This window comes from Pseudomonas sp. Sample_23, assembly GCF_004307595.1.
Classification (GTDB): domain Bacteria; phylum Pseudomonadota; class Gammaproteobacteria; order Pseudomonadales; family Pseudomonadaceae; genus Aquipseudomonas; species Aquipseudomonas atacamensis.
In genome coordinates this window covers 14,703-38,004 of sequence record NZ_RCNX01000086.1, presented here as the reverse complement: position 1 = coordinate 38,004, position 23,302 = coordinate 14,703, and the positions used below count along the sequence as shown (strand labels likewise).

At 59.3% G+C, this 23,302-nt stretch carries 26 protein-coding genes; 10 read left to right on the top strand and 16 right to left on the bottom strand.

Annotated features, from left to right (window positions below; all coding sequences use genetic code 11):
• Window positions 1-15: 15 nt before the first annotated feature.
• The 9 genes from dmpG to D8U82_RS23035 form a co-directional block, all read right to left on the bottom strand.
• Window positions 16-1,035 (bottom strand): 4-hydroxy-2-oxovalerate aldolase, encoded by a 1,020-nt coding sequence (gene dmpG / locus D8U82_RS23075; RefSeq protein WP_130888019.1) that lies wholly within the window; start codon window positions 1,033-1,035, stop codon window positions 16-18.
• Window positions 1,032-1,985 (bottom strand): acetaldehyde dehydrogenase (acetylating), encoded by a 954-nt coding sequence (locus tag D8U82_RS23070; RefSeq protein WP_125926146.1) that lies wholly within the window; start codon window positions 1,983-1,985, stop codon window positions 1,032-1,034. The genes dmpG and D8U82_RS23070 overlap by 4 nt, the downstream gene beginning before the upstream one ends.
• Window positions 1,986-2,048: 63 nt before the next feature.
• A complete protein-coding gene (locus D8U82_RS23065) occupies window positions 2,049-2,480 on the bottom strand; it encodes a RidA family protein (protein ID WP_130903035.1) in 432 nt (143 codons plus the stop codon).
• A gap of 4 nt (window positions 2,481-2,484) precedes the next feature.
• The gene (locus D8U82_RS23060) at window positions 2,485-3,255 is read right to left on the bottom strand and encodes a fumarylacetoacetate hydrolase family protein (RefSeq protein WP_122507190.1); all 771 of its coding nucleotides are present in this window, start codon (window positions 3,253-3,255) and stop codon (window positions 2,485-2,487) included.
• Window positions 3,256-3,265: 10 nt separating this feature from the next.
• Window positions 3,266-4,048: a fumarylacetoacetate hydrolase family protein gene (locus D8U82_RS23055; RefSeq protein ID WP_116254806.1), complete on the bottom strand. Its 783-nt coding sequence runs from the start codon at window positions 4,046-4,048 to the stop codon at window positions 3,266-3,268.
• Window positions 4,045-5,517: a 2-hydroxymuconic semialdehyde dehydrogenase gene (locus tag D8U82_RS23050; protein WP_116254807.1), complete on the bottom strand. Its 1,473-nt coding sequence runs from the start codon at window positions 5,515-5,517 to the stop codon at window positions 4,045-4,047. The genes D8U82_RS23055 and D8U82_RS23050 overlap by 4 nt, the downstream gene beginning before the upstream one ends.
• A 198-nt stretch (window positions 5,518-5,715) precedes the next feature.
• Window positions 5,716-6,531, bottom strand: coding sequence for a tRNA U-34 5-methylaminomethyl-2-thiouridine biosynthesis protein (locus tag D8U82_RS23045; protein WP_116254808.1), 816 nt, complete (start codon window positions 6,529-6,531; stop codon window positions 5,716-5,718).
• Between the two features lie 39 nt (window positions 6,532-6,570).
• Window positions 6,571-7,488, bottom strand: coding sequence for a tRNA U-34 5-methylaminomethyl-2-thiouridine biosynthesis protein (locus tag D8U82_RS23040; protein ID WP_116254809.1), 918 nt, complete (start codon window positions 7,486-7,488; stop codon window positions 6,571-6,573).
• Between the two features lie 29 nt (window positions 7,489-7,517).
• Window positions 7,518-7,946 (bottom strand): RidA family protein, encoded by a 429-nt coding sequence (locus D8U82_RS23035; RefSeq protein ID WP_177433355.1) that lies wholly within the window; start codon window positions 7,944-7,946, stop codon window positions 7,518-7,520.
• Window positions 7,947-8,197: 251 nt separating this feature from the next.
• On the opposite strand from D8U82_RS23035, the gene D8U82_RS23030 reads away from it, so the two are divergent.
• Entirely contained in the window at window positions 8,198-8,689 is a 492-nt protein-coding gene (locus D8U82_RS23030) for a MarR family winged helix-turn-helix transcriptional regulator (RefSeq protein WP_116254811.1), read from the top strand.
• A 646-nt stretch (window positions 8,690-9,335) separates the two neighbouring features.
• Here the strand turns inward: D8U82_RS23030 and D8U82_RS23025 are convergent.
• On the bottom strand, window positions 9,336-10,217 hold the full coding sequence (locus D8U82_RS23025; RefSeq protein WP_130903033.1) for a DMT family transporter: 882 nt from the start codon (window positions 10,215-10,217) through the stop codon (window positions 9,336-9,338).
• 275 nt (window positions 10,218-10,492) lie between these two features.
• Window positions 10,493-11,410, bottom strand: coding sequence for a LysR family transcriptional regulator (locus tag D8U82_RS23020; protein WP_130903032.1), 918 nt, complete (start codon window positions 11,408-11,410; stop codon window positions 10,493-10,495).
• A 146-nt stretch (window positions 11,411-11,556) separates the two neighbouring features.
• Between D8U82_RS23020 and D8U82_RS23015 the strand changes: the two genes are divergently transcribed.
• The 4 genes from D8U82_RS23015 (at window position 11,557) to D8U82_RS23000 (ending at window position 15,589) form a co-directional block, all read left to right on the top strand.
• The gene (locus D8U82_RS23015; RefSeq protein ID WP_130903031.1) at window positions 11,557-12,603 is read left to right on the top strand and encodes an SDR family oxidoreductase; all 1,047 of its coding nucleotides are present in this window, start codon (window positions 11,557-11,559) and stop codon (window positions 12,601-12,603) included.
• Window positions 12,604-12,660: 57 nt separating this feature from the next.
• The gene (locus D8U82_RS23010) at window positions 12,661-13,971 is read left to right on the top strand and encodes an MFS transporter (RefSeq protein ID WP_130903030.1); all 1,311 of its coding nucleotides are present in this window, start codon (window positions 12,661-12,663) and stop codon (window positions 13,969-13,971) included.
• A gap of 84 nt (window positions 13,972-14,055) precedes the next feature.
• Window positions 14,056-14,598 carry an AAA family ATPase gene (locus D8U82_RS23005; protein WP_130903029.1) on the top strand — a complete coding sequence of 181 codons (543 nt, stop codon included), beginning with the start codon at window positions 14,056-14,058 and terminating at the stop codon, window positions 14,596-14,598.
• 88 nt (window positions 14,599-14,686) lie between these two features.
• Entirely contained in the window at window positions 14,687-15,589 is a 903-nt protein-coding gene (locus D8U82_RS23000) for a bestrophin family ion channel (RefSeq protein ID WP_130888024.1), read from the top strand.
• A 43-nt stretch (window positions 15,590-15,632) separates the two neighbouring features.
• Here the strand turns inward: D8U82_RS23000 and D8U82_RS22995 are convergent, their stop codons facing one another.
• Entirely contained in the window at window positions 15,633-15,932 is a 300-nt protein-coding gene (locus tag D8U82_RS22995; RefSeq protein ID WP_016774369.1) for a hypothetical protein, read from the bottom strand.
• A 110-nt stretch (window positions 15,933-16,042) separates the two neighbouring features.
• Here D8U82_RS22995 and D8U82_RS22990 point away from each other — a divergent pair, with 110 nt between their 5' ends.
• Together D8U82_RS22990 and D8U82_RS22985 are read left to right on the top strand one after the other, a co-directional pair.
• Entirely contained in the window at window positions 16,043-16,654 is a 612-nt protein-coding gene (locus D8U82_RS22990; protein ID WP_130903028.1) for a transferase, read from the top strand.
• Between the two features lie 287 nt (window positions 16,655-16,941).
• Entirely contained in the window at window positions 16,942-17,949 is a 1,008-nt protein-coding gene (locus tag D8U82_RS22985) for a LysR family transcriptional regulator (protein WP_125926186.1), read from the top strand.
• On the opposite strand, the gene D8U82_RS22980 is transcribed toward D8U82_RS22985, so the two are convergent.
• On the bottom strand, window positions 17,946-18,407 hold the full coding sequence (locus tag D8U82_RS22980) for a Rid family hydrolase (protein WP_039759017.1): 462 nt from the start codon (window positions 18,405-18,407) through the stop codon (window positions 17,946-17,948). The genes D8U82_RS22985 and D8U82_RS22980 overlap by 4 nt on opposite strands.
• A gap of 214 nt (window positions 18,408-18,621) precedes the next feature.
• Between D8U82_RS22980 and D8U82_RS22975 the strand changes: the two genes are divergently transcribed.
• Window positions 18,622-19,014: an AraC family transcriptional regulator gene (locus D8U82_RS22975; RefSeq protein WP_039758866.1), complete on the top strand. Its 393-nt coding sequence runs from the start codon at window positions 18,622-18,624 to the stop codon at window positions 19,012-19,014.
• Between the two features lie 311 nt (window positions 19,015-19,325).
• On the opposite strand, the gene D8U82_RS22970 is transcribed toward D8U82_RS22975, so the two are convergent.
• A complete protein-coding gene (locus D8U82_RS22970; RefSeq protein WP_125926132.1) occupies window positions 19,326-19,712 on the bottom strand; it encodes a cupin domain-containing protein in 387 nt (128 codons plus the stop codon).
• Between the two features lie 71 nt (window positions 19,713-19,783).
• Window positions 19,784-20,608, bottom strand: a complete 825-nt coding sequence (locus D8U82_RS22965; RefSeq protein WP_129998497.1) for an AraC family transcriptional regulator — start codon at window positions 20,606-20,608, stop codon at window positions 19,784-19,786.
• A gap of 186 nt (window positions 20,609-20,794) precedes the next feature.
• Between D8U82_RS22965 and D8U82_RS22960 the strand changes: the two genes are divergently transcribed.
• Window positions 20,795-21,778, top strand: coding sequence for a helix-turn-helix domain-containing protein (locus tag D8U82_RS22960; RefSeq protein ID WP_130903027.1), 984 nt, complete (start codon window positions 20,795-20,797; stop codon window positions 21,776-21,778).
• A gap of 166 nt (window positions 21,779-21,944) precedes the next feature.
• Window positions 21,945-23,072 (top strand): mechanosensitive ion channel family protein, encoded by a 1,128-nt coding sequence (locus D8U82_RS22955; RefSeq protein WP_016774365.1) that lies wholly within the window; start codon window positions 21,945-21,947, stop codon window positions 23,070-23,072.
• A 36-nt stretch (window positions 23,073-23,108) separates the two neighbouring features.
• Here the strand turns inward: D8U82_RS22955 and D8U82_RS28185 are convergent.
• Window positions 23,109-23,302 (bottom strand): hypothetical protein (locus tag D8U82_RS28185; protein WP_177434159.1); only part of this gene is annotated, 194 nt, incomplete at its 5' end.

The window sequence follows — 23,302 nt, the reverse complement described above, 5'->3', positions numbered from 1 at the left end:
CTGCAAATAAGCGCTTCAGGTCTTTTTGAGCATGTCGAGGGCAACGTCGACGATCATGTCTTCCTGGCCGCCGATCATCCGGCGCTTGCCCAACTCGACGAGGATGTCGAAAGCCGACAAGCCGTATTTGCTGGCGGCCGCTTCGGCGTGGCGCAGGAAGCTTGAATAAACCCCGGCATAACCCAGCGCGAGCGTTTCGCGGTCGACCCGCACCACCCGCTCCTGCATAGGGCGGACGATGTCTTCGGCGGCATCGATCAGCTTTTTCACATCACAGCCGTGGTTCAGGCCCATGCGCTCGGCCGCGGAGACGAACACTTCCATCGGTGCATTACCTGCGCCGGCGCCCATACCGGTGAGGCTGGCATCGATGCGATCGCAGCCGTTTTCAAGCGCAATCAGGCTGTTGGCCACGCCGAGGCTGAGGTTGTGATGGGCATGCATGCCGGTCTCGGTTGCCGGGTCGAGCACGTCCTTGAGGGCCTTGAAGCGCTCGGCAATGTCCCACATGTTCATCGCCCCGCCCGAGTCCACCACGTAGACGCACTGTGCACCGTAACTTTCCATCAGCTTGCCTTGCGCGGCGAGTCCGGCGGGGGTTTGCATGTGGCTCATCATGAGGAAACCGACGGTGTCCATACCCAAAGAACGGGCGTATTCGATGTGCTGGCGGGATACGTCGGCTTCGGTACAGTGGGTGGCCACGCGCACGATGCGCGCGCCGGCGTTGTAGGCAGCCTTGAGGTCGTGCACGGTGCCGATCCCCGGCAGCAACAGCGTTGCAATGCGGGCACGCTTGACCACTGCCGCCGCCGACTCGATCCACTCAAGATCGGTGTGGGCACCAAAGCCGTAGTTGAAACTCGACCCCTGCAAGCCATCGCCGTGCGCAACTTCAATGCTGTCTACGCCGGCGTCGTCCAGCGCCTGGGCGATCCGTGCAACTTGTTCGAGGCTGTAGCGGTGACGCACGGCATGCATACCGTCGCGCAGGGTGACGTCGGAAACGTGGATTTTTCTATTCTTGTCGATCATTTTCCCACCCCTTCAGCGGCGAGTTGCGCTTGGGCAATACGTTCGGCGACGGTCAACGCCGCGCTGGTCATGATGTCGAGGTTGCCAGCGAACGCCGGCAGGTAATGCCCGGCACCTTCCACTTCGAGGAACACCGCGACCTTGATGCCGGTGCTCCAGCCCAGACCGGGAATGTTCTGCCGGTTGTCCTCGCCGAAGTGCTCGAACTGAACTTGTTGTTTGAGCCGATAACCCGGCACATAACGACGCACTTCAGCGACCCGCGCCTCGACGGCGCCGGCGATTGCCTGGGTGTCGGCATCCGGCGGCACGAAGCAGTAGATGGTGTCGCGCATGATCAGCGGCGGCTCGGCCGGGTTGAGGACGATGATCGCCTTGCCACGGGCGGCTCCGCCCACTTCTACGATGGCGCGAGACGTAGTCTCGGTGAACTCATCGATATTGGCGCGGGTGCCGGGGCCGGCAGACTTGCTGGAAATCGCCGCGACGATTTCGGCGTAATGCACCGGCGCCACGCTCGCCACTGCATGCACGATCGGGATGGTCGCCTGGCCACCGCAGGTGACCATGTTCAGGTTCGGCGCCTCGGCATGCTCGGCGAAGTTCACCACCGGAATCACGAAAGGCCCAAGCGCGGCCGGGGTCAGGTCGATGACGCGCACACCATGGTCGCGCAGTCTGGCGTCATGCACCTTGTGCGCACCTGCCGAAGTGGCGTCAAAGGCGATGCGGATTTTCTTGAAATCGGGCAGCGCGAGCAGTCCGTCGATGCCCTCTGCGGTGGTGGGCACGCCGAGACGTTCGGCACGCGCCAGACCGTCGGAGGTCGGGTCGATGCCGACCATTGCAGCCACTTCGAGCATGTCGGAATTGCGCAGGATCTTGATCATCAGATCGGTGCCGATGTTGCCCGAGCCAATGATTGCCACGGGAATGCGAGCAGATGACATCTGTTCTTCTCCTGTCGAGTGCAGGCCAGCCCCTCGGCTGCGGCCCGCACTCGGTGAGTGGGTTCAGCGCAATGGCTTGTAGGCCACGGCTTTGATTTCGATGACCAGATGCGGGTGAGGCAACTGGTGCACGGCTACAGTGGTGCGCGTCGGGCCGTCGGCGTCGAAGAACTGCGCGTAGACCTGGTTGTACTGAGCAAAATCGTTCATGTTGACCAGATAGCTGCACACCTCAACCACGTCTTCGAGGTCGGCATCGACACTGCGCAGAATGTCGCGAATGTTGTTCAGCACCTCGCGGGTCTGCACTTCAATGCACGGGCGCACGCGCCCAGTGGCATCCTGCTCGGCACCGGCGATGCTGTTGTCGGGGCGGCGCGAACTGGTGCCGGAAACGAACAGAAAGTCACCGGCGCGTTTGACGTGCGGAAAGGCGCCCAGCGGGGTGGCCTTGCCATCGACCACGCGGGCACGGGTTTGCGCTTTGTCACTCATGGCTTTACTCCTCGCGCAGCGTTTGGAACGCCACGCTGCCCAGATGCTGGAATTCACAACGCACCGCGCCCCCCGGACGCAACGCCACGGCTGCCGTCGCGGCACCGGCCAGCACCAGGCTGCCGGGTTCCAGCGCTTCGCCGTGCTGCGCAGCCAGGCGCGCCGCCGCCACCAGCGCACGTACTGGTGCCCCGAGGATCGCCGCCGTGCTGCCCATCTCCACCGCGCGGCCGTCGAAGCTCATCACCAGCCCCAGATTGTCGAGATTGGTGTCGGGCCGCTGCCATCCGCCGACCACGAAGCCGGACGACGAAGCGTTGTCGGCGACCACGTCAGGCAGCGAAAACTTGAAGTCGCGGTAGCGCGAGTCAATTACCTCCAGCGCCGGCGCGACGGCTTCGACTGCGGCCAAGGCCTGCAACGGCGTCACCTGCCCTTGCAGGCGCTTGCCGAGCAGAAAGCAGACCTCCGGCTCGACACGCGGGTGCACATACCGGGACAAATCAATGCTGCCGCCCTCCTCGATCCACATGTCCGAGGTCAAGCGCCCCCAGATCAGATCGGAAACACCCATCTGGGCCATTTTCGCGCGGCTGGTGAAGCCCATTTTCATGCCCACCTGACGCGCGCCACGGGCAAGACGTTGTTCGATCAACTGGCGCTGCACCTGATAGGCCTCGTCCAGCGTGACGGTGTCTTCACCGCTGAGTTGCAGGGTCGCCTGAGCGAGCCGGGCCGCCTCATCGAGGCGCTGGGCAATACGTTGAATTTTCATGCGGATCACCTCAATTGGCGGGTTCGAAACAGGCCCGGACGCTGCCCAGACCCTGAATGCGTGCCTCGAAAACATCACCGGGCGCGACACTGACCATCGGTCCCAAGGCACCGCTGAGCACCACATCGCCGGCCCGCAGTGGCGTGCCCATATCGACCAAGGTGCGCGCCAGCCACAACGCGGCATTCAAGGGGTGACCCAGGCATGCCGCACCGACGCCGAAAGATACGGGCTCGCCCTGGCGCTCCATGACCATGCCGGCCAGGCGCAAATCCAGATCGGCAAGTTTCACCGGCCGCTGGCCGAGCACGTAGAGGCCGGCCGAGGCGTTGTCGGCGATGGTGTCGAGAATGCTGATGTTCCAGTTGGCGATGCGGCTACCGACCACCTCAATGGCAGGCAGTGCATAGGCGGTAGCCGCGAGCAAATCGCTTAGCACGATGTTTTCGCGGTCCAGATCGCGCTCCAGCACCAGCGCCACTTCCGCCTCGCACTTGGCCTGCATAAGGCGCGGCCAGGCGATCGCCTCGCCATCGGCGACCTCCATGCTGTCGTACAAGGTGCCGAAGTCCGGTTGATCCACGCCCAACTGCTGCTGCACCGCATGCGAGGTGAGGCCGATCTTGCGCCCGGTGATACGCCGCCCGGCGTGGACCTGGCGCTGGGTGTTGAGCTGTTGCACCCGGTAGGCGTCGGCAATCGAGGCCAACTGATCGCGGACCGGCAGCACCGGTTCGCCGCTTGTGGCCGCCTGGTCGAGCAGATCGGCAACTCGTTGAAGTTGTTCGCTCATTGCTCGCTCTCCTGGTCAATGCGTACGCAGACGTTGGTCAGTTCCGAATAAAAGTTCAGTGAGTGCATGCCGCCCTCACGGCCGATGCCGGACAATCCAGCGCCACCGAACGGCGTACGCAGATCGCGCAAAAACCAGGTGTTTACCCAACTGATGCCCACGCGCATGGCCTCGCTGACGCGGTGCGCGCGGCTCAGGTTGGTGGTCCAGATGGTGGCGGCCAGGCCGTAACGGGTGTCGTTGGCGCGGGCGATGACTTCACGCTCGCTGTCGAACGGCGACACGTGGCAGATCGGCCCGAAGATTTCTTCGCGCACCGAACGGGCGTCGTCGGACAGCCCGGCAATGACGGTCGGCTCGACCCATGCGCCGTTATCACGTGCATCACCAAAATGCGGTACGCCGCCACCGGCGATGAAGGTCGCACCTTCCCGGCGCGCAAGTTCGAAGTAACTCAGCACCTTGTCGCGATGCTTGGCCGAAATCAGTGGCCCCATCTGCGTGGCAGGATCGTGGGGCCAGTCGATTTTCATCACCTTGATGCGCTCGGCAATCGCTGTGCAGAAACGCTCGAAAATCGGCCGTTCGACATACACCCGTTCGGAGCACAGGCACACCTGACCGCTGTTGAGAAACAGCGCGCGCATCATGCCGTCGATCATTTTCTCGAAGTCGCAGTCGGCGAAAATGATCGCTGCGTTCTTGCCGCCCAGCTCGAACGACACCGGCTTAACTCCTTCGGCGGCAGCACGCATGATGGTGGTGCCCGTGCGTGATTCGCCCGTGAATGTGATGGCGCTGATGTCCGGGTGCCGGGAAATGAACTCGCCGGCCGAGTCCGGACCGAAACCGTGCACCAGGTTGAACACGCCATCCGGTACACCGGCGGCTTGCATCACTTCGGCGAGCAGCGTCGCGGTGCCGGGAGTGTCTTCGGAAGGTTTGACCACCACCGCGTTGCCGCACGCCAAGGCCGGTGCGACCTTCCAGGTCAGCAACAGCAACGGCAGGTTCCACGGGGAAATCACTCCGACCACGCCGAGTGGCTTGCGGGCGGCGTAGTTCAGCGCGTAGGCACCGTCTGGCAGGTCCAGGCGATGGCTGTCCAGCGGCGCGGTGGCGAGGATGTCTGCGAAGGTACGGAAATTGGCGATGCCGCGTGGCACGTCGATCACCGAGGCCATGGCCAGCGGCTTGCCGGTGTCGGCCATTTCGGCGGCCAGGAAATCGGCCTGGCGACGCTCCATTTCGTCAGCGATCCGGCGCAGGACGTCGACACGTTCAGCGGCGCTGGTGCGGCCCCAGGCGCCAGCGACGGCGCGATGGCCAGCCTTGACCGCCTCGTCCACCAGCTCGCGGCCAGCCTCATGGACCACGGCGACGACGGAGCCGTCGACCGGGCTGATGTCCTCGAAGGTGCGCGGGCTCTCGACCCAGCGACCATTGATAAAATTTCGATAGTTTTTCATGACTGACCTCAATGACACGGCTGACGGCGAGCCTGCAGCCGGCTCGCGAATTTGCAGAGGCCCGGCCCGATAAATCGCGGGCGCAGGCATGCACGGCTTGCGTTGCAACGGCAACGCAAACGGTCTACGGAAAAAAATTGATGCGGCGCGCTTCAGCAGCGGTGATGAGCGAGATCGCGCACCTGCTCGTTCATCCCCTCAGGGGTTGAACTCCACGACAGCGGCGCCGCTGCCATACAACGCGCCGTAGTGATGCACTGTGGCGCCCTGGAAACGCCCACCGAGTGCGCCGAGCAACCAGTGGAAATGCTTGAAACCCATGTCCACCCGCGCTTCGGCGGCATAGGCCGGCAGCACTTCGCGCAGCGCATCGACATCGCCCGCCTCGATCAGCGCCAGAACCTTGCGATTCCAGGCGTCTTCTTCTGCGTGGACGATGCGGTCGTCCTGCGCTTCGATGGGTTTGGTAAACAGGCTCCCGGACAAGCCACCGACGCCCACCACTGCCACGCGCTTGCCTTGTTCGGCAGCGCAGGCCACGGCAATCGCCGCCAGCTTCTCGGTCGCTTCGGCGTTGTCGTAGAGGTTGTTGGACGCCACCACCAGCGGCAACGCTTCGCTGCCCACACTGAGCGCGGTGCTGGCGACGATGGTTCCGGTGTCGATCGGAAAGCCTTGATAGTCGGCGCCACGGGCATTCACACCTTTGGCCCGGCAGGCCTCGATGCAAGCGTTGGCCAGGCTCACATCGCTGTACAAGTCATAGGCCATCTCACCGAATTCGTGCCAGTTTTCGTCGACGTGAATGTCTTCGCTGCGGCGCCGGGTCAGCCAGATCTCATCAAGCACGGCGAACCATTGCGTGGAATAGAGCAGCACCACGTCGGGCCGAGAGGCACGTAATGCGGCGCCGGCCTGTTGCATGGCCTGTCGGAAGCGCTGCCAATTGGGCACATCGGGGCAAAGTTGCGGCAGCGGGCTACCGTGGACCAGAAAAGCCGATACAAGCGTCATGGTTGTTCACCTTGAAAAGAGGTCTGCGAGTCGCGAGGTTCAGGCGGCTTCTGCTGCGGCACGGGCGAGACCGGCCTTGAGCAGATTCCATTCCATTACCGCGTTGCCAGTGCCGATTACCGTGCCGTAGCCGTGCAGTTCCGCCGCCAGTTGCGGGTACTGCATGGCCGCGTGCATCCAGGTGAACGCACCGGACTTCACTTCGGCGAACGCCTCGTCGATGAACTGCGGCAGCAGACGAAAGACTTCATTCATTTCCCCGCGCCGCATCAGCTCGATCATGCGCATGTCCCACTGATACCCCAGTTGGCTCTGCGGATGTTCCTGGGTCATGTCTTCTGGCGGCTCCGGCTCTTGATGAAAATGCCAATGCGATAGAGTGTTGGACGCCAGCAGCACCGCGCGCTTGCCCGATTTGGCGATCGCTTCGCGGGTGGCCTTGCCCAACAGATCCATCTCCACCTGGCCCTCTTCCATGCTCAGGTAATAAGGCGTGTTGTTGGCCGAGATCGACACCACTGGAATGTCCCACTGCGGACGGATCATATGCAGTGCGGTGATGGTGCCGTAGTCGACGCGAAAACGCGGGTTGCGCATCATCTTGGTCTGCAGCCCTGCCTTGCGGCCTTCTTCACAGCAGGCCTCGGCCAGTTCGACGTCGAATTTTATCGAGTAGTCGAAGCGAAACAGGTTGGGAAAGATCGGGTCGACCGAGCGCCCGGCCAGGTGCTCGACACCGATGAAATGATGCCCCACGGACGTGATCCAGTGCGGCGAGTGCACCAGCAGTACGTCCGGCTTCAACGCCTCGACACTGGCGCGCGCCCGCTCATACGCCCAGCGCAATTGTTCCCAGCCGCCCTGGGAGCGTGGTTCGTTCTGCGGTGGGTTTTCCGCATAAAGAATGTGCGGTGGATGAGGGGCCAGAAACCCGCTGATAATTTCACCGTTTGCCATGTCGCTTCTCCTGTTCTTTTTGTGTTGCATCAAGGCAGTGAAGAATCAATCGCGAACTGGAATTCCATTTCAACCAACGCCCCCAACGGCAGCGCATCAACCCCTAGCGAAGTTCGCGCAGGTGGGGTGCGCCCCTCGAAGAAAGCTTGCCAATGCTGATTGAGCACGCCGAACTGGCTGAAGTCAGCGCAATAGATCCGCACCAACATCAATTTCTCCAGTCCGAACGTCAGCTCCTTGCACAATTCGCTGAGGTTGATCAGGATCTGCTGCACCTCTGCGGCCATACCGCCGTCTACCAGGCCGCCGTGGGCCGGGTCGAGACCGACCATTCCCGAGACGAAAATGAAACCGCCGGCCCGTACCACAGGGCTATAGGCAAAATGCGGCGCAGGCAAGGCGCGGCTGACCAGAGGAGTCCATGTAACAGCAGTTGCCGGGGTCGCTGACCAAGTCATGTTGTTATTCTCATTAAGTACGTATACGTCCTTTATGGGGTCGATGCTATGACCGGTCATAAGGCCTGTCAACGACTTTTTGGCGGTCAGCAGCAAAAACAATAGTACGTGCACGTTGATTATTGGCAGACTTGTTTCGCCGTGCCGGAAGACCAATACTTAACTGGCTGATTTGCCTGACAAATAGTACGTGCACGTACTTATGATTGATCCCCAAAGGATCGCCACCGCAAGGAATGACCGGACGTCCAATGCCATCCACACGCACGCCAGAGCCCGCGAAACTTTCTTCCCAAAGCCAGCTACTCGTCGACCAGTTTCACCTGGAAGACATCGTTTCCCACCTGCTGCGGCGGGCACACTTCGTCGCGGAAGAACTGTTCAACGCAGAATTTTCCGGCGAATCGATCACCCCGCGACAGAAAGCAGCACTGATCGTGGTATCGCAACACCCCGGCCTGACCCAGAACGCACTGGCCGGTCACCTGTTCATGGATCGCAACACCGTTGCCGAAATGGTCAAACGCCTGTGCGCCAACGGCATGCTGATCCGTACCAGCGCCAAAACCGACCAACGCGCCTATCAGCTGTACCTCGGCACCGAGGGCGCCGAGCTACTGGATCGCGTGCTGCCGCGTGATGCAGAAGTGGAAAGGAAACTGCTGGAACGCCTGCCGGAGGAATATCGGCCGCTTTTTTTGAAGTGCCTGAAGATGATGGTTGCGCCGTTGGATGAGTCATAACGTGGACAGCGGCGCTCGGTTTTCTCTGATTTGCAGATTGGCAAAAAACGAACCCTTTGAATGGCGCTATGTAACGTCTTAACGTAATTGCTGATTACAGAGAAGATGATCACTTGCCTGAATAGAGTCTGGTCTTCTGGGTTGATCGCACAAGCTTCAATGACGCTGATCAACGCCGGAAAGCTGGTTTTGTCTACATCGATTTAAACGACGCTAAAGTCATGCTTGGGCAAGTCAACTTGGACGATGGTTGACTGCGTTACAAAGCAAGCCGTTCGGCTGAGGGTCCAATCTGCAGATAGATGTCAAGGCTGCTGCGCTCTGCATGAAAAACCTTAATTGGCTGCATTTTCGCACCTTCGCGAATGATCAAACTCTCCGTATAGAGCGGCACATGTGCAAGCCGGCTGTCCAACTCCTGCCTGGTCGTACGAAACTCCAAGCACTGTCAAGTACTTGGGCATTGAGGTCGATGGTGCTTTGGAAATTGCAGAGCAGACAGGGATTTAACCAAGCCACTCACCTGCTCTGAGTCACAATTTGTTTTTGGCACAATCCAAAAGCTTGAGGTTTATCGAGGGCTTTGACTGGCTGCTTTTGGCCGACAGCTGCCGCTCACGAACGACGTCTCTGGGCCAAGAACCGCTTATTTATTAGATTTTTGGGCACGCAGAATCAGGAAGCCGGCAATGACAATCAAAAAAATTCCAGCCCATGTGAAGACGTCCGGCGTTTCCTGGAACAATACATAACCCCAAAGGCAGGCAAAAACCAAGTAGGCATAATCGAAAGTCCCGATAAGTGCTGGAGGCGCAACTTGGTAGGCCTTGGCGGTAGCCGTATTTATGAAAATCAGGGCGCAGGCGTAACAGAAGATAAAAAGAATCTCCTGCCAACCAAGCGTCTGCCAAGGCGAGAGTAGAAATGCAGCACCAGCGACGGTGGACTCACTGACCATTAGCGATGCGATGCCTCCTATGACGGCGGCGAAAAGAAAAGCGATATTCAAGCCCAGAGCCAATACAAGTGGATGATCATTGCGACAATGTCGGCGTGTCACAACCATCGCGATCGCATAGAAAACAGCCGCAATCACAGGTAGCAGGGTTGCAAGGACGAAAATGTCTGATCCCGGGCGTAATACCGTGGCGACACCCGTGAAGCCTATTCCTATCGCTACCCAACCCCGCAGTGGTAAAGGCTCACCTCCGTAAAAGGTGGAGAAAAGCGCTATGAAAAGGGGAGTTGTGTAGATCGCCACGGCGGCCACTGATAATGGGATCAACGGTAACGCTGAGTAGTACGTTACCCACATTAACAACAGCAGAATGCTCCTGATTGTGACCCAAAACATCGAGGCGGTTGAGTGTCGATCCGATCTGATGCCCGTGGCGAGCCAGGCTACAAGGGTGGCCACGACAGGCAGGATACGATGAGGAACAACTGCCAGAGTGGAAGTCTGGCGCTGAAATATTTGACCGCTGCATCGGCCAGAGAAAGGAGAAAGACAGCGGCGCTTATCAGCCATATGCCCTTGGGAACGCTGTCGGCGCTTGCACTGTACTTGCTCACGAACCGCACTCCTGTTCCGTCAGTGAACTTAGATCCTAACAGACGGTGGCGCCTTCCTAGGGCAAATAACCAACACGTCAGACGGCAATGTTCAGTGCTGGCCGTTGTGACTATCGTCCCACCAGCTCTGGGCCTTAAGGGCCAACTGCGAACGGCTGCTTCTGGCCGATTGCTGCCAGTCGCCATAGGCGCTTGTTGCGAAGCCATGTATTCGCCTTACAAAACAGCGCTTCAAACATCTGAGCTTTCCGCAATCTCCCCTTCCCCCCGCAAAAAATCCACAAACGCCCTCAGCGGCGAAGGCATGTGACGGCGGCCGTGGTAATACAGAAACGGACCGTCGAAGGCCTGCCACCAGTCCTCGAGAATCGGCACCAGTCGACCATCGGAGAGTGGCTCGCGCAGAAAGTCCTCGAAGGTATAGACGATGCCCAGCCCGTTGATGGCCGAGCGAATTTTCAGATCGTGCGACGACGTCAGCAGTTGCCCCTGAGGCGGGATACGCACGATACGGCCGTCTCGATGGAACTCGAATACGCCGACTTTGCCACTCTCGAAGCGATGGCCAAGCAGGTCATGGCCCGGCAGTTCTTCGGGGTGAGTGGGCGTACCGCGTTCAGTCAGATAGCGCGGGGCGGCCGCCGCAACGAAACGCTGGCGACGTGGGCCGATGGGCACGGCGATCATGTCTTTGGCCAGGCTCTCTTCATAGCGCACGCCGGCGTCATACCCGCCAGCGTTGACGTCGACGAAGGTGTTGTCCATGACGACTTCGACACTGATCCCTGGATAAAGGCGCAGAAAACGCGCCAGCAGGTCGGGCAACAGAAAGCGTGCCACCGGCACTGGCACATTGAGTTTGAGCGTGCCGACCGGGCGCTGAGCGTCGTCGTCGAGATCGTTGAAAGCGGCGTCGATTTCTTGCAAGGCCGGGCGCAGGCGCTCGAGCAATCGCTCGCCGGCCGCCGTCGGCGTGACGCTGCGCGTGGTTCGATTGAGCAGGCGCACACCCAGGTCGCTTTCCAGCCGGCGCATGCAGTCGCTCAACGACGAGGCGGACAGCCCGCGCTTTTGCGCGGCAGCACGAAATCCCCCCGCCTCGACCACCGCAGCAAATATCGACACATCGGTAAGGTTTGGTTTACGCATGGACGCTCCCTCCGCAAGCGGCTGACTGTACGCCATAGCGTACGGGCCATCCACCAATGCCCGACTTATCCTCGCGCATTCGTACACCGATACTGCTCACTCGCCCCCGCCAACCGGGAACCTGTCACGCGAATGAGAATCCCCCGATGAGCCATTCACCCGCTACGCCGAGCAATACCGCGACCCAACGCCTCCTCAAGGCCACCCGAATGCTGTTCGCCATTTCCGCGATGGCCGGCACACTGGCTGCGCAGGCTGCTCCCCAAACGGAGCCGAAGCCGGACTGGTCAACCCACGACATGCCCAGCCAGAAAGGCCGCATTGTGCTGGTGACCGGAGGGACCAGCGGCATGGGCTATGAAGACGCGCTGGCCCTGACGCGCGCCGGTGCCGAGGTGATCATCGCCGCACGCAACGCCGAGCGCGGCGGCGAAGCGATCACGAAGATCAAGCAAGCCGTGCCCGAGGCGCGCGTGCAATTCGAAACGCTGGACCTTGCCAATCTGCAATCGGTGCGCGACCTCGCCAACCGTCTGCAAGGGCGCCTGCCGAGGCTCGACGTGCTGATCAACAATGCCGCGATCATGTCGCCGCCTGTTCGAGGCGTTTCCGCCGATGGCTACGAGATGCAACTGGCGACCAATTACCTGGGGCATTTCGCCTTGACCGGCCTGCTGATGCCCCTGCTACGCAAAAGCGACGATGGTCGGGTGGTCAGCCTGTCGAGCATCGCCGCCGGGCGCGCAAGCCTGAACTTCGATGACCTGCAGGCTGAGCGCAGTTACGACCCTTTCGCCAGCTACAGCCAATCGAAACTGGCGGTTCTGAAGTGGAGTATTGAGCTGCAGCAGCGCAGCGATGCCGCCGGTTGGGGGATACGCAGCATCGCCGCGCACCCCGGCGTTGCCGTGACCGAGCTGATCGCCCGGGGGCCTGGCCTGGACAGTGAATTCGGCAAACAATGGGCAGTAGAGCGGGACAGGTATCATTCCGCAGCGCAGGGCGCGCTGCCCACGCTGTATGCGGCGACAGCGCTGGAGGCGGTTGGCGGCGCCTACTACGGCCCCACCGGTGATAACGAGAAGCGCGGGCCGCTGGGCTTCGCCAAGATGCCGCCGGCCGCTGCCGATCGCTCGAATTCGGCCACACTGTGGCAACTCTCCGAGCGACTGACCGGCGTCACCTACCGCTGACCGCCAGGCACGGGCAGGCCCCGTGCCATTGCCCCGCCACTCCCACAGGAGCGCAACATGGATACGTCTCTTCTTGCCCACCGCGCCGGCGCCATCATCAATGCCGAGGCTCACGAGCTGCGCCCTGCGCTCAATGGCTTTCTGCTGTTCGTTTGCCTGTTCGCCGGCTATTTCATGCTCCGTCCGATCCGCGAATCGATGGGCATCACTGCCGGCGTCGAGAACTTGCAGTGGCTGTTCACCGCGACCTTCCTGGTCATGCTGACGGCCGTGCCGCTGTTCGCCTGGCTCAGCGCACGCGTGCCGCGCCTGCATTTCGTGGATTGGGTATACGGATTCTTTTGCACCAACCTGCTGTTGTTCGCCGCCTTGTTCCTGGGTGAGGAAAGTCCTTGGCTGGCGCGCGTGTTTTACGTGTGGATATCGGTCTACAACCTGTTTGTCGTATCGGTCGCCTGGAGCCTGATGGCCGATGTATTCGACAGTGCCCAGGCCAAACGTCTGTTCGCGTTCATCGCGGCGGGCGCCAGCGTCGGCGGCCTGAGTGGACCTGCGCTGAGCGCCTTGCTGATCGGTCCTCTGGGTGAGTCCGGCCTGATGCTGCTGGCCGCTGTTCTGCTGGCCGCTGCGATGTGGTTCAAGCGCCAGTTGATGCGCTGGCGTGAACGGGGTGGCGCAGGACGCCCCGATGCCGCGCCGAGCGAAAGCCCTCGCAGGCCGTTGCCGGGCAATCCGTTCAGCGGTATGACGGCCGTTTTGAAATCACCCTATCTGCTCGGCATCTGCGGTTTTGTGGTGCTGCTGGCGACAGTCTCCACCTTCCTTTACTTCGAGCAGGCACGCGTCGTCGCCGAACACTTCCCGGACCGCGAGGCGCAGGTGCGCGTGTTCGGCATCATCGACTTTGTCGTGCAGGCGGGCGCCCTGCTCTGTCAGCTGTTCATCACTGGACGCCTCGCCCAAAGGCTCGGCGTCGGCGTGCTGTTGGCCATGGTGCCGCTGGTCATGAGCGCGGGGTTTATCGGGCTGATCTTCGCCCCCGGCTTTGGCCTGATCGCCGCGCTGATGATCGTACGCCGCATCGGTGAGTACGCCTTCGTGCGCCCAGGCCGAGAGATGCTGTTTGCCCCGCTCGATGCCGAAAGCAAGTACAAGGCGAAGAACTTCATCGACACCGTGGTCTACCGCGCCGGCGATGCCATCAGTGCCTGGGCGAAAAGCGCGCTGGAGGCCCTCAGCCAAGGTGCAGGCGTGGCGGCGCTGGTCGGCGCGTTTTGTGCACTGCTGTGGGGGCTGCTGGGGTGGCGGCTCGGCGAGCGGGCGGACCGCCGAGCCAGTTTGTCGGCGGCGCGGCAAAACCCCGCCTAGCGTTCAACGGTCATTGACTGAGACAGGCATTGCCGTAGAATCGCCCGCCCAAAAAATCAGCTTGCAGAGCGAGAAGGAGCTTCGATGCAACGGGTGATGATTGTTGGTCAGCCTGGGTCTGGCAAAAGTACGTTGGCGCGCAGGCTTGGTGAGCGCACGGGGTTGCCGGTCGTGCATATCGACACGATCCATTGGCAGCCAGGCTGGATCGAGCGAAGCCCGGATGAGAAGACCCGACTCTGCCTGGAGGTCGAGGCGCGTGATCGCTGGATATTCGAAGGTGGCCATTCAACCACTTGGGAAAATCGCGTCGCCCGTGCAGATCTGCTGATCTGGATCGATCGTTCGCCACCGCTTCGATTCTCGCGCGTCTTGCGTAGAACGCTGCTCAACCACGGTCAGTCTCGGCCCGACTTGCCGGAAAACTGCCCCGAACAGCTGGCGAACCTGCCTGAATTTCTAAAGTTCATGTGGCGGACGAGAAAAACCTCGCGAGCCAAAATGCGCCAATTCGTGTCAATGGCGCCATCGGCTTGCCGGGTAGTTCATCTGCGGTCGAATCGAGAGACGAGGATTTTTCTCGAAAACATTCGCCATGCACAGGGCCAGACTTTGCAGACTGACTGACGGCTGACCGCTCCACCAGGGAACTGCCGGTGCCAGGCATCGTCCGAGCTTAAGCGTTTAAGCAAACAGCTCGTCGCGAGGTTTCCGTTTGAAAGCTGCCATCGTCAAAAAATACCGTTTGATCATCAAGACCCTGGGTTACGTGGGCTGGTCTTTGTTCTGGTTGCTGCTCTGGGACATCGCCGTCACCGTCGACTTCATGCTGTTTCTCAACACAAAACTCAACCTGCCGTTGATGCCGCTGACCTTGCTCGGTTCAGCGTTGATCGTGTTGATCAGTTTTCGCAACAGCAGCGCTTACAACCGCTGGTGGGAAGCGCGGACGCTGTGGGGGTCGATGATCAACAATTCCCGCAGCTTCGCCCGGCAAGTGCTGACGCTGCTGGACGACGCAGGTGGCGAGGTTAATCCGGTCAAATCGACGCTGTTGCGCCGCCACGTGGCCTACGTGAATTGCCTCGCCGCGCACCTACAGGGCCAGCCATGTCCCGACGAGGTGCGGGCGTTTATTCCCGCCGAAGAATTCGCCCGCAGTGGCACAACCAATAACTTTGCCAACGATATTCTCACCGGCTCGGCGACTTTGCTCGCTCGCGAATACAAGGCCGGGCATCTGGACAGTATTCGCCTGGCGCGGCTCGAGTCGACCCTGGTGGACTTGTCCAACAGCCAAGGCGGCATGGAGCGGATCGCCAACACCCCGCTGCCCTACCCTTACGTGTATTTTCCACGGCTGTTCATTTCGCTGTTCTGCCTGATCGTCCCGATAGGACTGGTGGAATCCCTCGGTTGGTTCACGCCGCTGGCGTCGACCGTGGTCGGGTTCATGCTGCTGGCCATCGAGCGCATTGGCACCGATCTGCAGAGTCCGTTCCGCCACAGCGAACACCAGATTCAAATGGAAGCGCTGTGCGAAACCATCGAAAAGAACTTGCAGTCGATGCAGCGTGATTCCTTGGGGGATGTGCGCAGGGTTGAGGAGCCCGCTTGAGGCGCTGCTTTAGCAGCAGCGCTTTTCATCAGATGCGCAGCGGCTATTGACGAGTGTCCGCCGCCTCGGCCGGGTAAAACTCGCCCTGCTTGCCCATTTCTTCGAGTCGTTCGCGCGCTACCGCCTCAACACGGGCCACTGCGTCTCGATCGTCAGGGTCAACCAACTGCAAGCACAGGCGTCGAACATTCTGATCATGGGTTCCCTCGCTGAGCATTTCGTGGGTGAAGACTTGTTCAGCACGCCATAGGCATAACTGGGTATGGGTCCCGCCGAGCCATATCTCGTTGATTGATCCAAGATCAGTGGTTGCCAGTTGATCCACGGTGATTGTCTTATCCATTGCGCCGTACCTTGAAAATGCTTGTACAGGTACGACTGGCAGGCATTGCGAGTCGTTCAAGTCGTCGACAGTCCACCCACGCCCCACTCTCACTTATTCGGAAGACTCTTATGAAATCGCCAAAAATCGAAGATTACATCGCTCAATGGCCATTACTGGGCGTGGACTCCGCTGCCCCTTGGGCGGTGGTTCAGGATTGCGAGAGCCGGATTCTGGAATTGCTTGAAACGCTCGGCGCGGGATACCGGCGCCACAACAATTGTGCGATTCATGAAACCGCCATCGTTGAGCAAGGCGCCGTTCTCAAAGGCGCAATCATCATCGGAGAAAGCTGCTTCGTCGCGGCGGGGGCTTATCTACGGGGAGGTGTATATCTCGGCAAAAACTGCATTGTTGGCCCCAGCTGCGAGCTGAAAAGTACCTTCATGCTCGATGGCAGCAAGCTTGCCCACTTCAACTTCGTCGGCGACTCATTGATTGGCGAAGCGGTCAATATTGAAGCCGGCGCGATCATCGCCAACTACCGTAACGAACTGGACGGGGCTGATATCAGGATCCGCCACGAAGATCAGGTGATCGACACAGGCGTCAGCAAGTTCGGAGCGCTGGTGGGTGACGGCTGCAAGATTGGCGCAAACGCTGTGATTGCTCCTGGCGCTTTGTTGCGGCCCCACACACGTGTTCCTCGTCTGGGGTTGATTGATCAGTTTGCTTATGAGTGAAACCAATTTTGGCGAGAGTACGTCTTCGGCCAATGGCATCCATCTTCATAGGCGCGTCCGTTATGCCCGCTTTCATAACATCGATTTTTCCTGGCCCAGATCCCAAACACCTCTTGCACAAAGGATGACCGCTTTGGGCCGAAATCGGCCAATAGCAAAAATCCGACCTTCGCCACCCCACCGACTGACACCTTGTTCAATCAGAATGCTTGGGCAAAGTCTGCTTGTGCACGCGATTTCTTGGTTCACCTCCAGCCATTTCGTATGATGAGCAATCTAAGTTTGGGATGCTTGGCGTGAAACCGTCATCAAAAAAAGCTTCAACCACTCCGCCCGTACCAACCGGCGTCACCCAGAATTTAAGCGATGCTGTAAGTCAGCTTTCTTGGGACGACTTGCGAATCATCAAAACGCTAAGCGAATGCGGTAATAGAGCCACGACAGCGAAACGGTTGGGGATCAATGTATCCACCGTATCGCGTCGCGTGGCTCAAGTGGAAAAGACACTTGGGGTCGCCCTATTTGACCACCGTCGCTCTGGGTACATGCTCACGCCAGAAGGCATCGAGTTAAGGGCGCTCGCCGAACGCGTCGAGCTTGATATCGTCAGCGTTACACGTCGGGTTTCTCGGGCAGGTCAAGGGCCACAGGGAAAGCTTCGGATCACTACCAGCGACTCCCTGCTTTTGTATTTCCTCACACCGATCATCGCCGACTTCAAGGCGCTTAATGAAGGAATTGCCATCGAGGTGCTGGTCGGCAACGAGACGTTAAGTCTCGCCCGCGATGAATCTGACGTAGCGGTAAGAGCGACCAAAAAACCTGCCGAAAGTCTCGTCGGGCGCAAGCTCGCTTCGATCGCATGGGCGCCTTATGGCAGCATAAAACACGCGACTACTACCCCCTTCGCAGAAGGCCAGCGATGGGTGTCGTATTCCGCAGGATTATGTGGACTGAAGGCCAAAAGCTACGTCGAAGACAGAATCGGCGCCGACTGTATTTCTTATCGTACGGACTCCGTCGCGGCCGCGAGCGTCGCCATTGCGGCAGGACTTGGTTACGGCTTTCTTCCGTGCATGCTGGGAGACATTACGCCTGGGTTAACACGCGTAGGGCCAGTTGTGCGCGAACTACAGGACGAGCTCTGGCTGCTTACGCATCAGGACATTCGAAAGTCATGGAGAGTCAAAGCATTCATGACTTTTTGTGCAGCAGCCGTAGCGCATCAAAAGCCTTTGATCGAAGGGCAATTGGATCTCCCGGTTGCGCAGGGCGAAACCGGGAGCGTCTCTTAGTCGGCGCGAGATCCGATGACAGCTTTGCAGACAATTTCAATCAGCTGTGAACGTTGAGCCAACCTGGATACACCGATGATATTGCTCGCGCACTGTGGCCGCTCAGTGCGATATGCGGCTTTGCGCACATCACCTACGACGGCGAATGCCGCGTCCATATCCAATACGTACAGCGTTTCTTCGACGACATCATCAAGGGTTGCTCCATAGAGCGCGAGCAGCTTGGCGATATTGTCGTAGGAGGCGCGCATTTGCTCTCCTATCGACGAGAAATCGCTGGGTTTACCCTCGCTATTCAGGGGCGCGGGAGCAACGAGATTACCCTCCTCATCGTGGTTGAACTGACCCGAGATATAGATCTCGTTTCCGACTTTTCTGGCCTGGGGATAGCCGTAGCCCTCCTCCCATGAGACTCCCCAGTAAGCGGTGTTTTTGCCGTGCGGTTGTGAGGCAGCCATTGCTTTCTCCTTGCAGATGACGAATCGAATGATGTCGATTCGAGTTGTCGGGAGGCAAAGGCTAGCATCGGGAACGCGACTGGGAATGTGCATTTTTGCGCCTCCAGTAGCGCAAAATTGCGCCCCCATCCCGTCGCGCCTTCCGTTAGATTTTTCCCATCGACTGACCGCTGGATTGAGCTGATCAACCGGCTAATGGGAAAAAGGAATCAGGATGAACAAGGAAACATGCGCGTCCTCACAAAAGGATCCGGCTAAACAAACCGGACAATTGAAACCCTGGCAGATCCAGCGCGCCAAGCAGCTGATGCTCGATAACCTGGACGCACATATCTCCGTGGCAGCTATCGCACAGGCGTGTGCGCTGTCGCGCAGCCATTTCACTCGTCAGTTCAAAAAAAGCACTCTCGTCTCACCCAAAGAATGGATGCGAGAGCAAAGGATTCTACGGGGCAAGCAGCTGCTTCAGACGTCAAGATTGTTGGTTGCAGAGATCGCACTAGAATGTGGTTTCTTTGATCAGTCTCACTTCAGTCGAACATTTGTGCAAACCGAAGGTGTGACTCCCAGGGCTTGGAAACAGAACAGTCAATCGCCTGCGCTGTGATTTGATGAGCTGCATAACGGGGCTAATTCGTACTTGCAGATTTAACCCCAGAATGCTGCGAATGGAGATAACAGAATCAGTCCGCCGACGACAACCCCATGCTAAACCACTCTCTACCTTGAAACGGCCGTCATTCATTAAGTCCAACACGAACACGCCAATCCGATGACCTATCAAATCGATAATCAAGTCCATGGTCCTTTCTCATAACAATCTTTGCATGAGAAGTCAGAACTCGCTTTTAACTCATAGCTGCTGGTCAGGTCAGCAATTGCAACTCTGCGCAGACATTGCACAGGATGTGCGTTGGATTATATCCAGACGTCGTTCAAAGCCGTTCTTTCGCCATCTTCATGCCCCGTGTTCAAGATGCCTCGCGGCTCGATCATCATCAGCTTGGCTTCACCTTGGGCAGCCGTGCGATGTTCCACGCCGCGGGGTACCACATAGAGTTCACCTGGATTCACATAGACACAGCCTTCCAGCAGATCAATGCGCAAGGTGCCTTCCAAAACAAGAAATGCTTCATCGGTCTCAGGATGCGAGTGCCAGATGAATTCGCCTTCGATTCGCACAACCTTGAACTGGTAGTCATTCATCTCTGCCACAACCCTGGGACTCCATTGTTGTTCGATCAGCGAAGCCTTATGTGCCAGGTTTACAGGAACTGATGAATATTGATGACGGAGCTCTGCCATGACGAATCCTCTGTGGTTGAAGTCGCCAGCCTATAGAGCAATGAATAGGGTCTCTTGTACGATCCTGCAACTCAGCGTGCGGCGCGCAATCGTTCCAGCCAGCGCATGGGCGGGATGCCGTAACAGCGGGTGAAATGTCGCGTCATATGACTTTGATCGTGAAACCCCGCGACGAGCGCTGCATCGACCAGGGTAAAACCTTCAACCACCAATGAGCGGAACCGGTCCAGGCGGCGCAGGGTGACAAATCGGTAAGGACTCGTACCGTAAAGCGTTCTGAAGTCGCGTGACAGGCTCCAGCGTTCGCGCCCGCTGGCACACTCGAGCATCTCCAGCGTGATGCATGAATCCAAGTGTTCCAGGATGAACGCTCTGGCACGCTCGGCTGCGCGGTAATCCAGGCGCTTGCGCCCGCGCGGCTTGCCCGCGACGGCACGCAACGCCATTGCCAAGTCATACAGCGCGTCCTGTTGCTCCAATGCTTCCAGCGGATGATCCACTGCTTGCACAAATGTTTCACTGGCATGTAACAGCCGTGGGTCGTTTGAAAGCCCCCCCGTGATAAAAGGCAAGGGCTCGCCACCCAGGATGTTTTGAATCATTGCCGGATCAATGTAAGCCATCCGATAACGAAAGCCTGCATCAGTCCCGGCCATGCCATCGTGAAGTTCGTCTGGATGAAGCACGAGCGTATTGCCGGGGATACCGTGGCGCAACGAGCCTACATAGTGAAAGCTCTGGACGCCCGCCAACGTGCGGCCGATGGAGTAGGTGTCATGTCGATGAGGATCGTAGCCGTGGCTGCCGAACCACGCTTCAATACGCTCGATTCCTCCTGGTTGAACACTGCGGATGACCCAGTCAGTGCTGTCTGGTTGGCCTTTTTTCCTATCCATGAATGCGTACGTTCCCGAGCCTGTTCGGTCGTGGTGATCTGTATGCCGGGAATATACAAGTGCGAGTATTGGCTGTCTGCTTTTGCCTGAAAGCAGTCCATGGTTCCAGCCTTGTCACTGAACCGTCACACCCGCCTCCTACGCTCGACCGATCTCGACCGTCGCCCCAAGAGCCCGCATTCCAAAATGCCGCCCATCACCGCCACCTCCCCACTCCGCCAAAAGATCATCCTGCGCTCCGACAACCTCACCTCTTCCGACTTCGGCGCCCTGTTCTCCAGGCTCTTCGGCAACCGCTACGCCGATACTCCGCCGCCACCTTCCAACATCATCATCGGCGGGGTCTACGGGCGGCACGACGGGGTGAGTTTTCGGCGTATGCATTACCACGGCGACTTCAGCGTCGCCCTCCCCGATCCGCAGAACGAAATCACTTTCGTCATCCCTACCGCCGGCAAGATCGTTTTCAACCACGTCACTGAATCCATTGGCATGGCGCACATCGGTCTGGCGATCGACAAGGCGGATATCCGTTCGATGCGCTTTGTTGACGATCACGCGCATCACGGCATTTCGATCAATCGTCTGCAGCTCACCGAGCGGTTGTCGGCGCTGCTGGAGAAACCGGTCGTGCAGAAGATCGTGTTTGAGCCAAGCGTGGATCTGAATACCCCGGCATTTCAGGGCCTCAAGGCGTTGATCGATCTGGCCACGGGCACTGAGTTCGATGCCTTGATCAACAGCGGCACGTTGATGCCGTCACGGTTGCGCGAGATGTTGATCGATGCGGTGCTGGAGGCGTGGCCGCACAACTTCACCGAGGCATTACGGGGGCCGGCGCCGTGTGTGGCGCCGCGACATGTGAAGGTGGCGATGGAGTTTATTCAGGCGCATCCGCAGCAGTTGGTCAGTGGCGTGGATCTGGCGCGGTTGAGCCATGTCAGCCAGCGCGCGTTGCAGGAAGGTTTTCGGCGTTTTGTCGGGATGTCGATCGTCGCTTATCAGCGGCAGGTGCGTTTGCAGCGCGCCTATGAGGCGTTGGTGCGCGGGCATGCAGGCTCTGTGACGGAGGTGGCGTTGCGTTTTGGCTTCAGCAATGTCGGGCGCTTTTGTCAGTATTTTCAGAGTGCTTACGGCGTAAGCCCAGCGGAGTTGAAGGCCAGGCGTTGACCATTCGGTCCGGCGAAACCTGCATTTGATTGAACAGCAGGAATCTCAGGGCGACTAACCCCAGACAGGTCGTTTGACGGCACCGCCGATTCAAGCGGCGTTTACCTGGCTGCGACCGACGGTGCGTTTCTGCGCGCGTCGGTGCAGACTTCGCAAGGGGGTTTCCATGACCGAGGATTTCATCGGCTTTTTCACGGCTCACACGATTTTAGGAATTTCACTGGCGAACTGGGTGCTGGCGTTCCTCGCCGCGACACTCAGTTATCTGCTGACCACCACGGCGATCCGTTTCGTTTTCCGCAAGGTGCAGGCGCGGGCCAGTGCCGGCAATGGGCATCTGACCTACATGGCCAGCGAAGTGCTGGCGGCGACCAGCACCACGTTGCTGCTGTTGGCATCGATTCTGGTCGGCATCGGCTTGCTGGATTTGCCGGAGCGCTGGCTCGGGCGGGTCAGCAGTTTATGGTTCGTGGTGGCAGCGTTGCAGGTCGGCCTGTGGACCAACCGCGCGCTGGCGCTGGGGTTGCATCGGTATTTCTCGCGGCATAACGCGACCGGCACTTTTCAGGCGAGCGCCCTGGCGACTCTGAGCCTGTGGGGCGTCAAGGTGTTGCTGTGGGCGGTGATTCTGCTGGCGATGCTGTCGAACCTGGGCGTGAACATCACTGCATTCGTCGCCAGCCTGGGTGTCGGCGGTATCGCGGTGGCGCTGGCGGTGCAGAACATTCTCGGCGACGTGTTCGCCTCGCTGTCGATTGCCGTCGACAAGCCGTTTGAGGTGGGTGATTTCATCGTCGTCGGCACGCTGGCCGGTACGGTCGAGCACGTCGGCCTGAAGACCACGCGCATCCGCAGTCTCGGCGGTGAGCAGATTGTCATGGCCAACGCCGACATGATCGGCAGCACCATTCAGAACTACAAACGCTTGCAGGAACGTCGAGTGGTGTTCGAGTTTCGTCTGACTTACGAGTGCACCAGCGAACAGATCCGCCAGATCACTCAACGCGTTGAAAGCATCATCAAGAACGAAAAACAGGCACGCTTCGACCGTTGCCATTTCCGCAGTTTTGGTGAGAGCGCTCTGGAGTTCGAAACGGTGTACATCGTTCTGGACGCTAGTTACAACGTCTACATGGACGTGCAGCAACGCATCAATCTGGCAATCATGGAAGCGGTGGCCGAGCTGGACGCGACGTTCGCCTTCCCGGCGCGCACCGTGCATGTCGCCTCCCTGCCCGAACCCAGCGCGCAGCCGGCACGCACACAGCAACCTTCGCGTGCGCAGCATGCTTGAGCGCAAGAGCCCGGCAATTTGCCGGGCTCGCTGTGTTCAAAACGCGTAACTGGCCTTGAGTCCGCCATTGAAACCATGGCTGTCACCGCCACCGTTGGCGCCGACCTCAGCGCCTACACTCAGGGCGCCGAGGTTGGCCATCAGATTAACGCCGCCGCTGAACTGGTCGCGATTGTCGAACGCCGCGCGCTGCTCGATATCCAGCCCCAGCAGGTGGCCTTCGCTGTCGA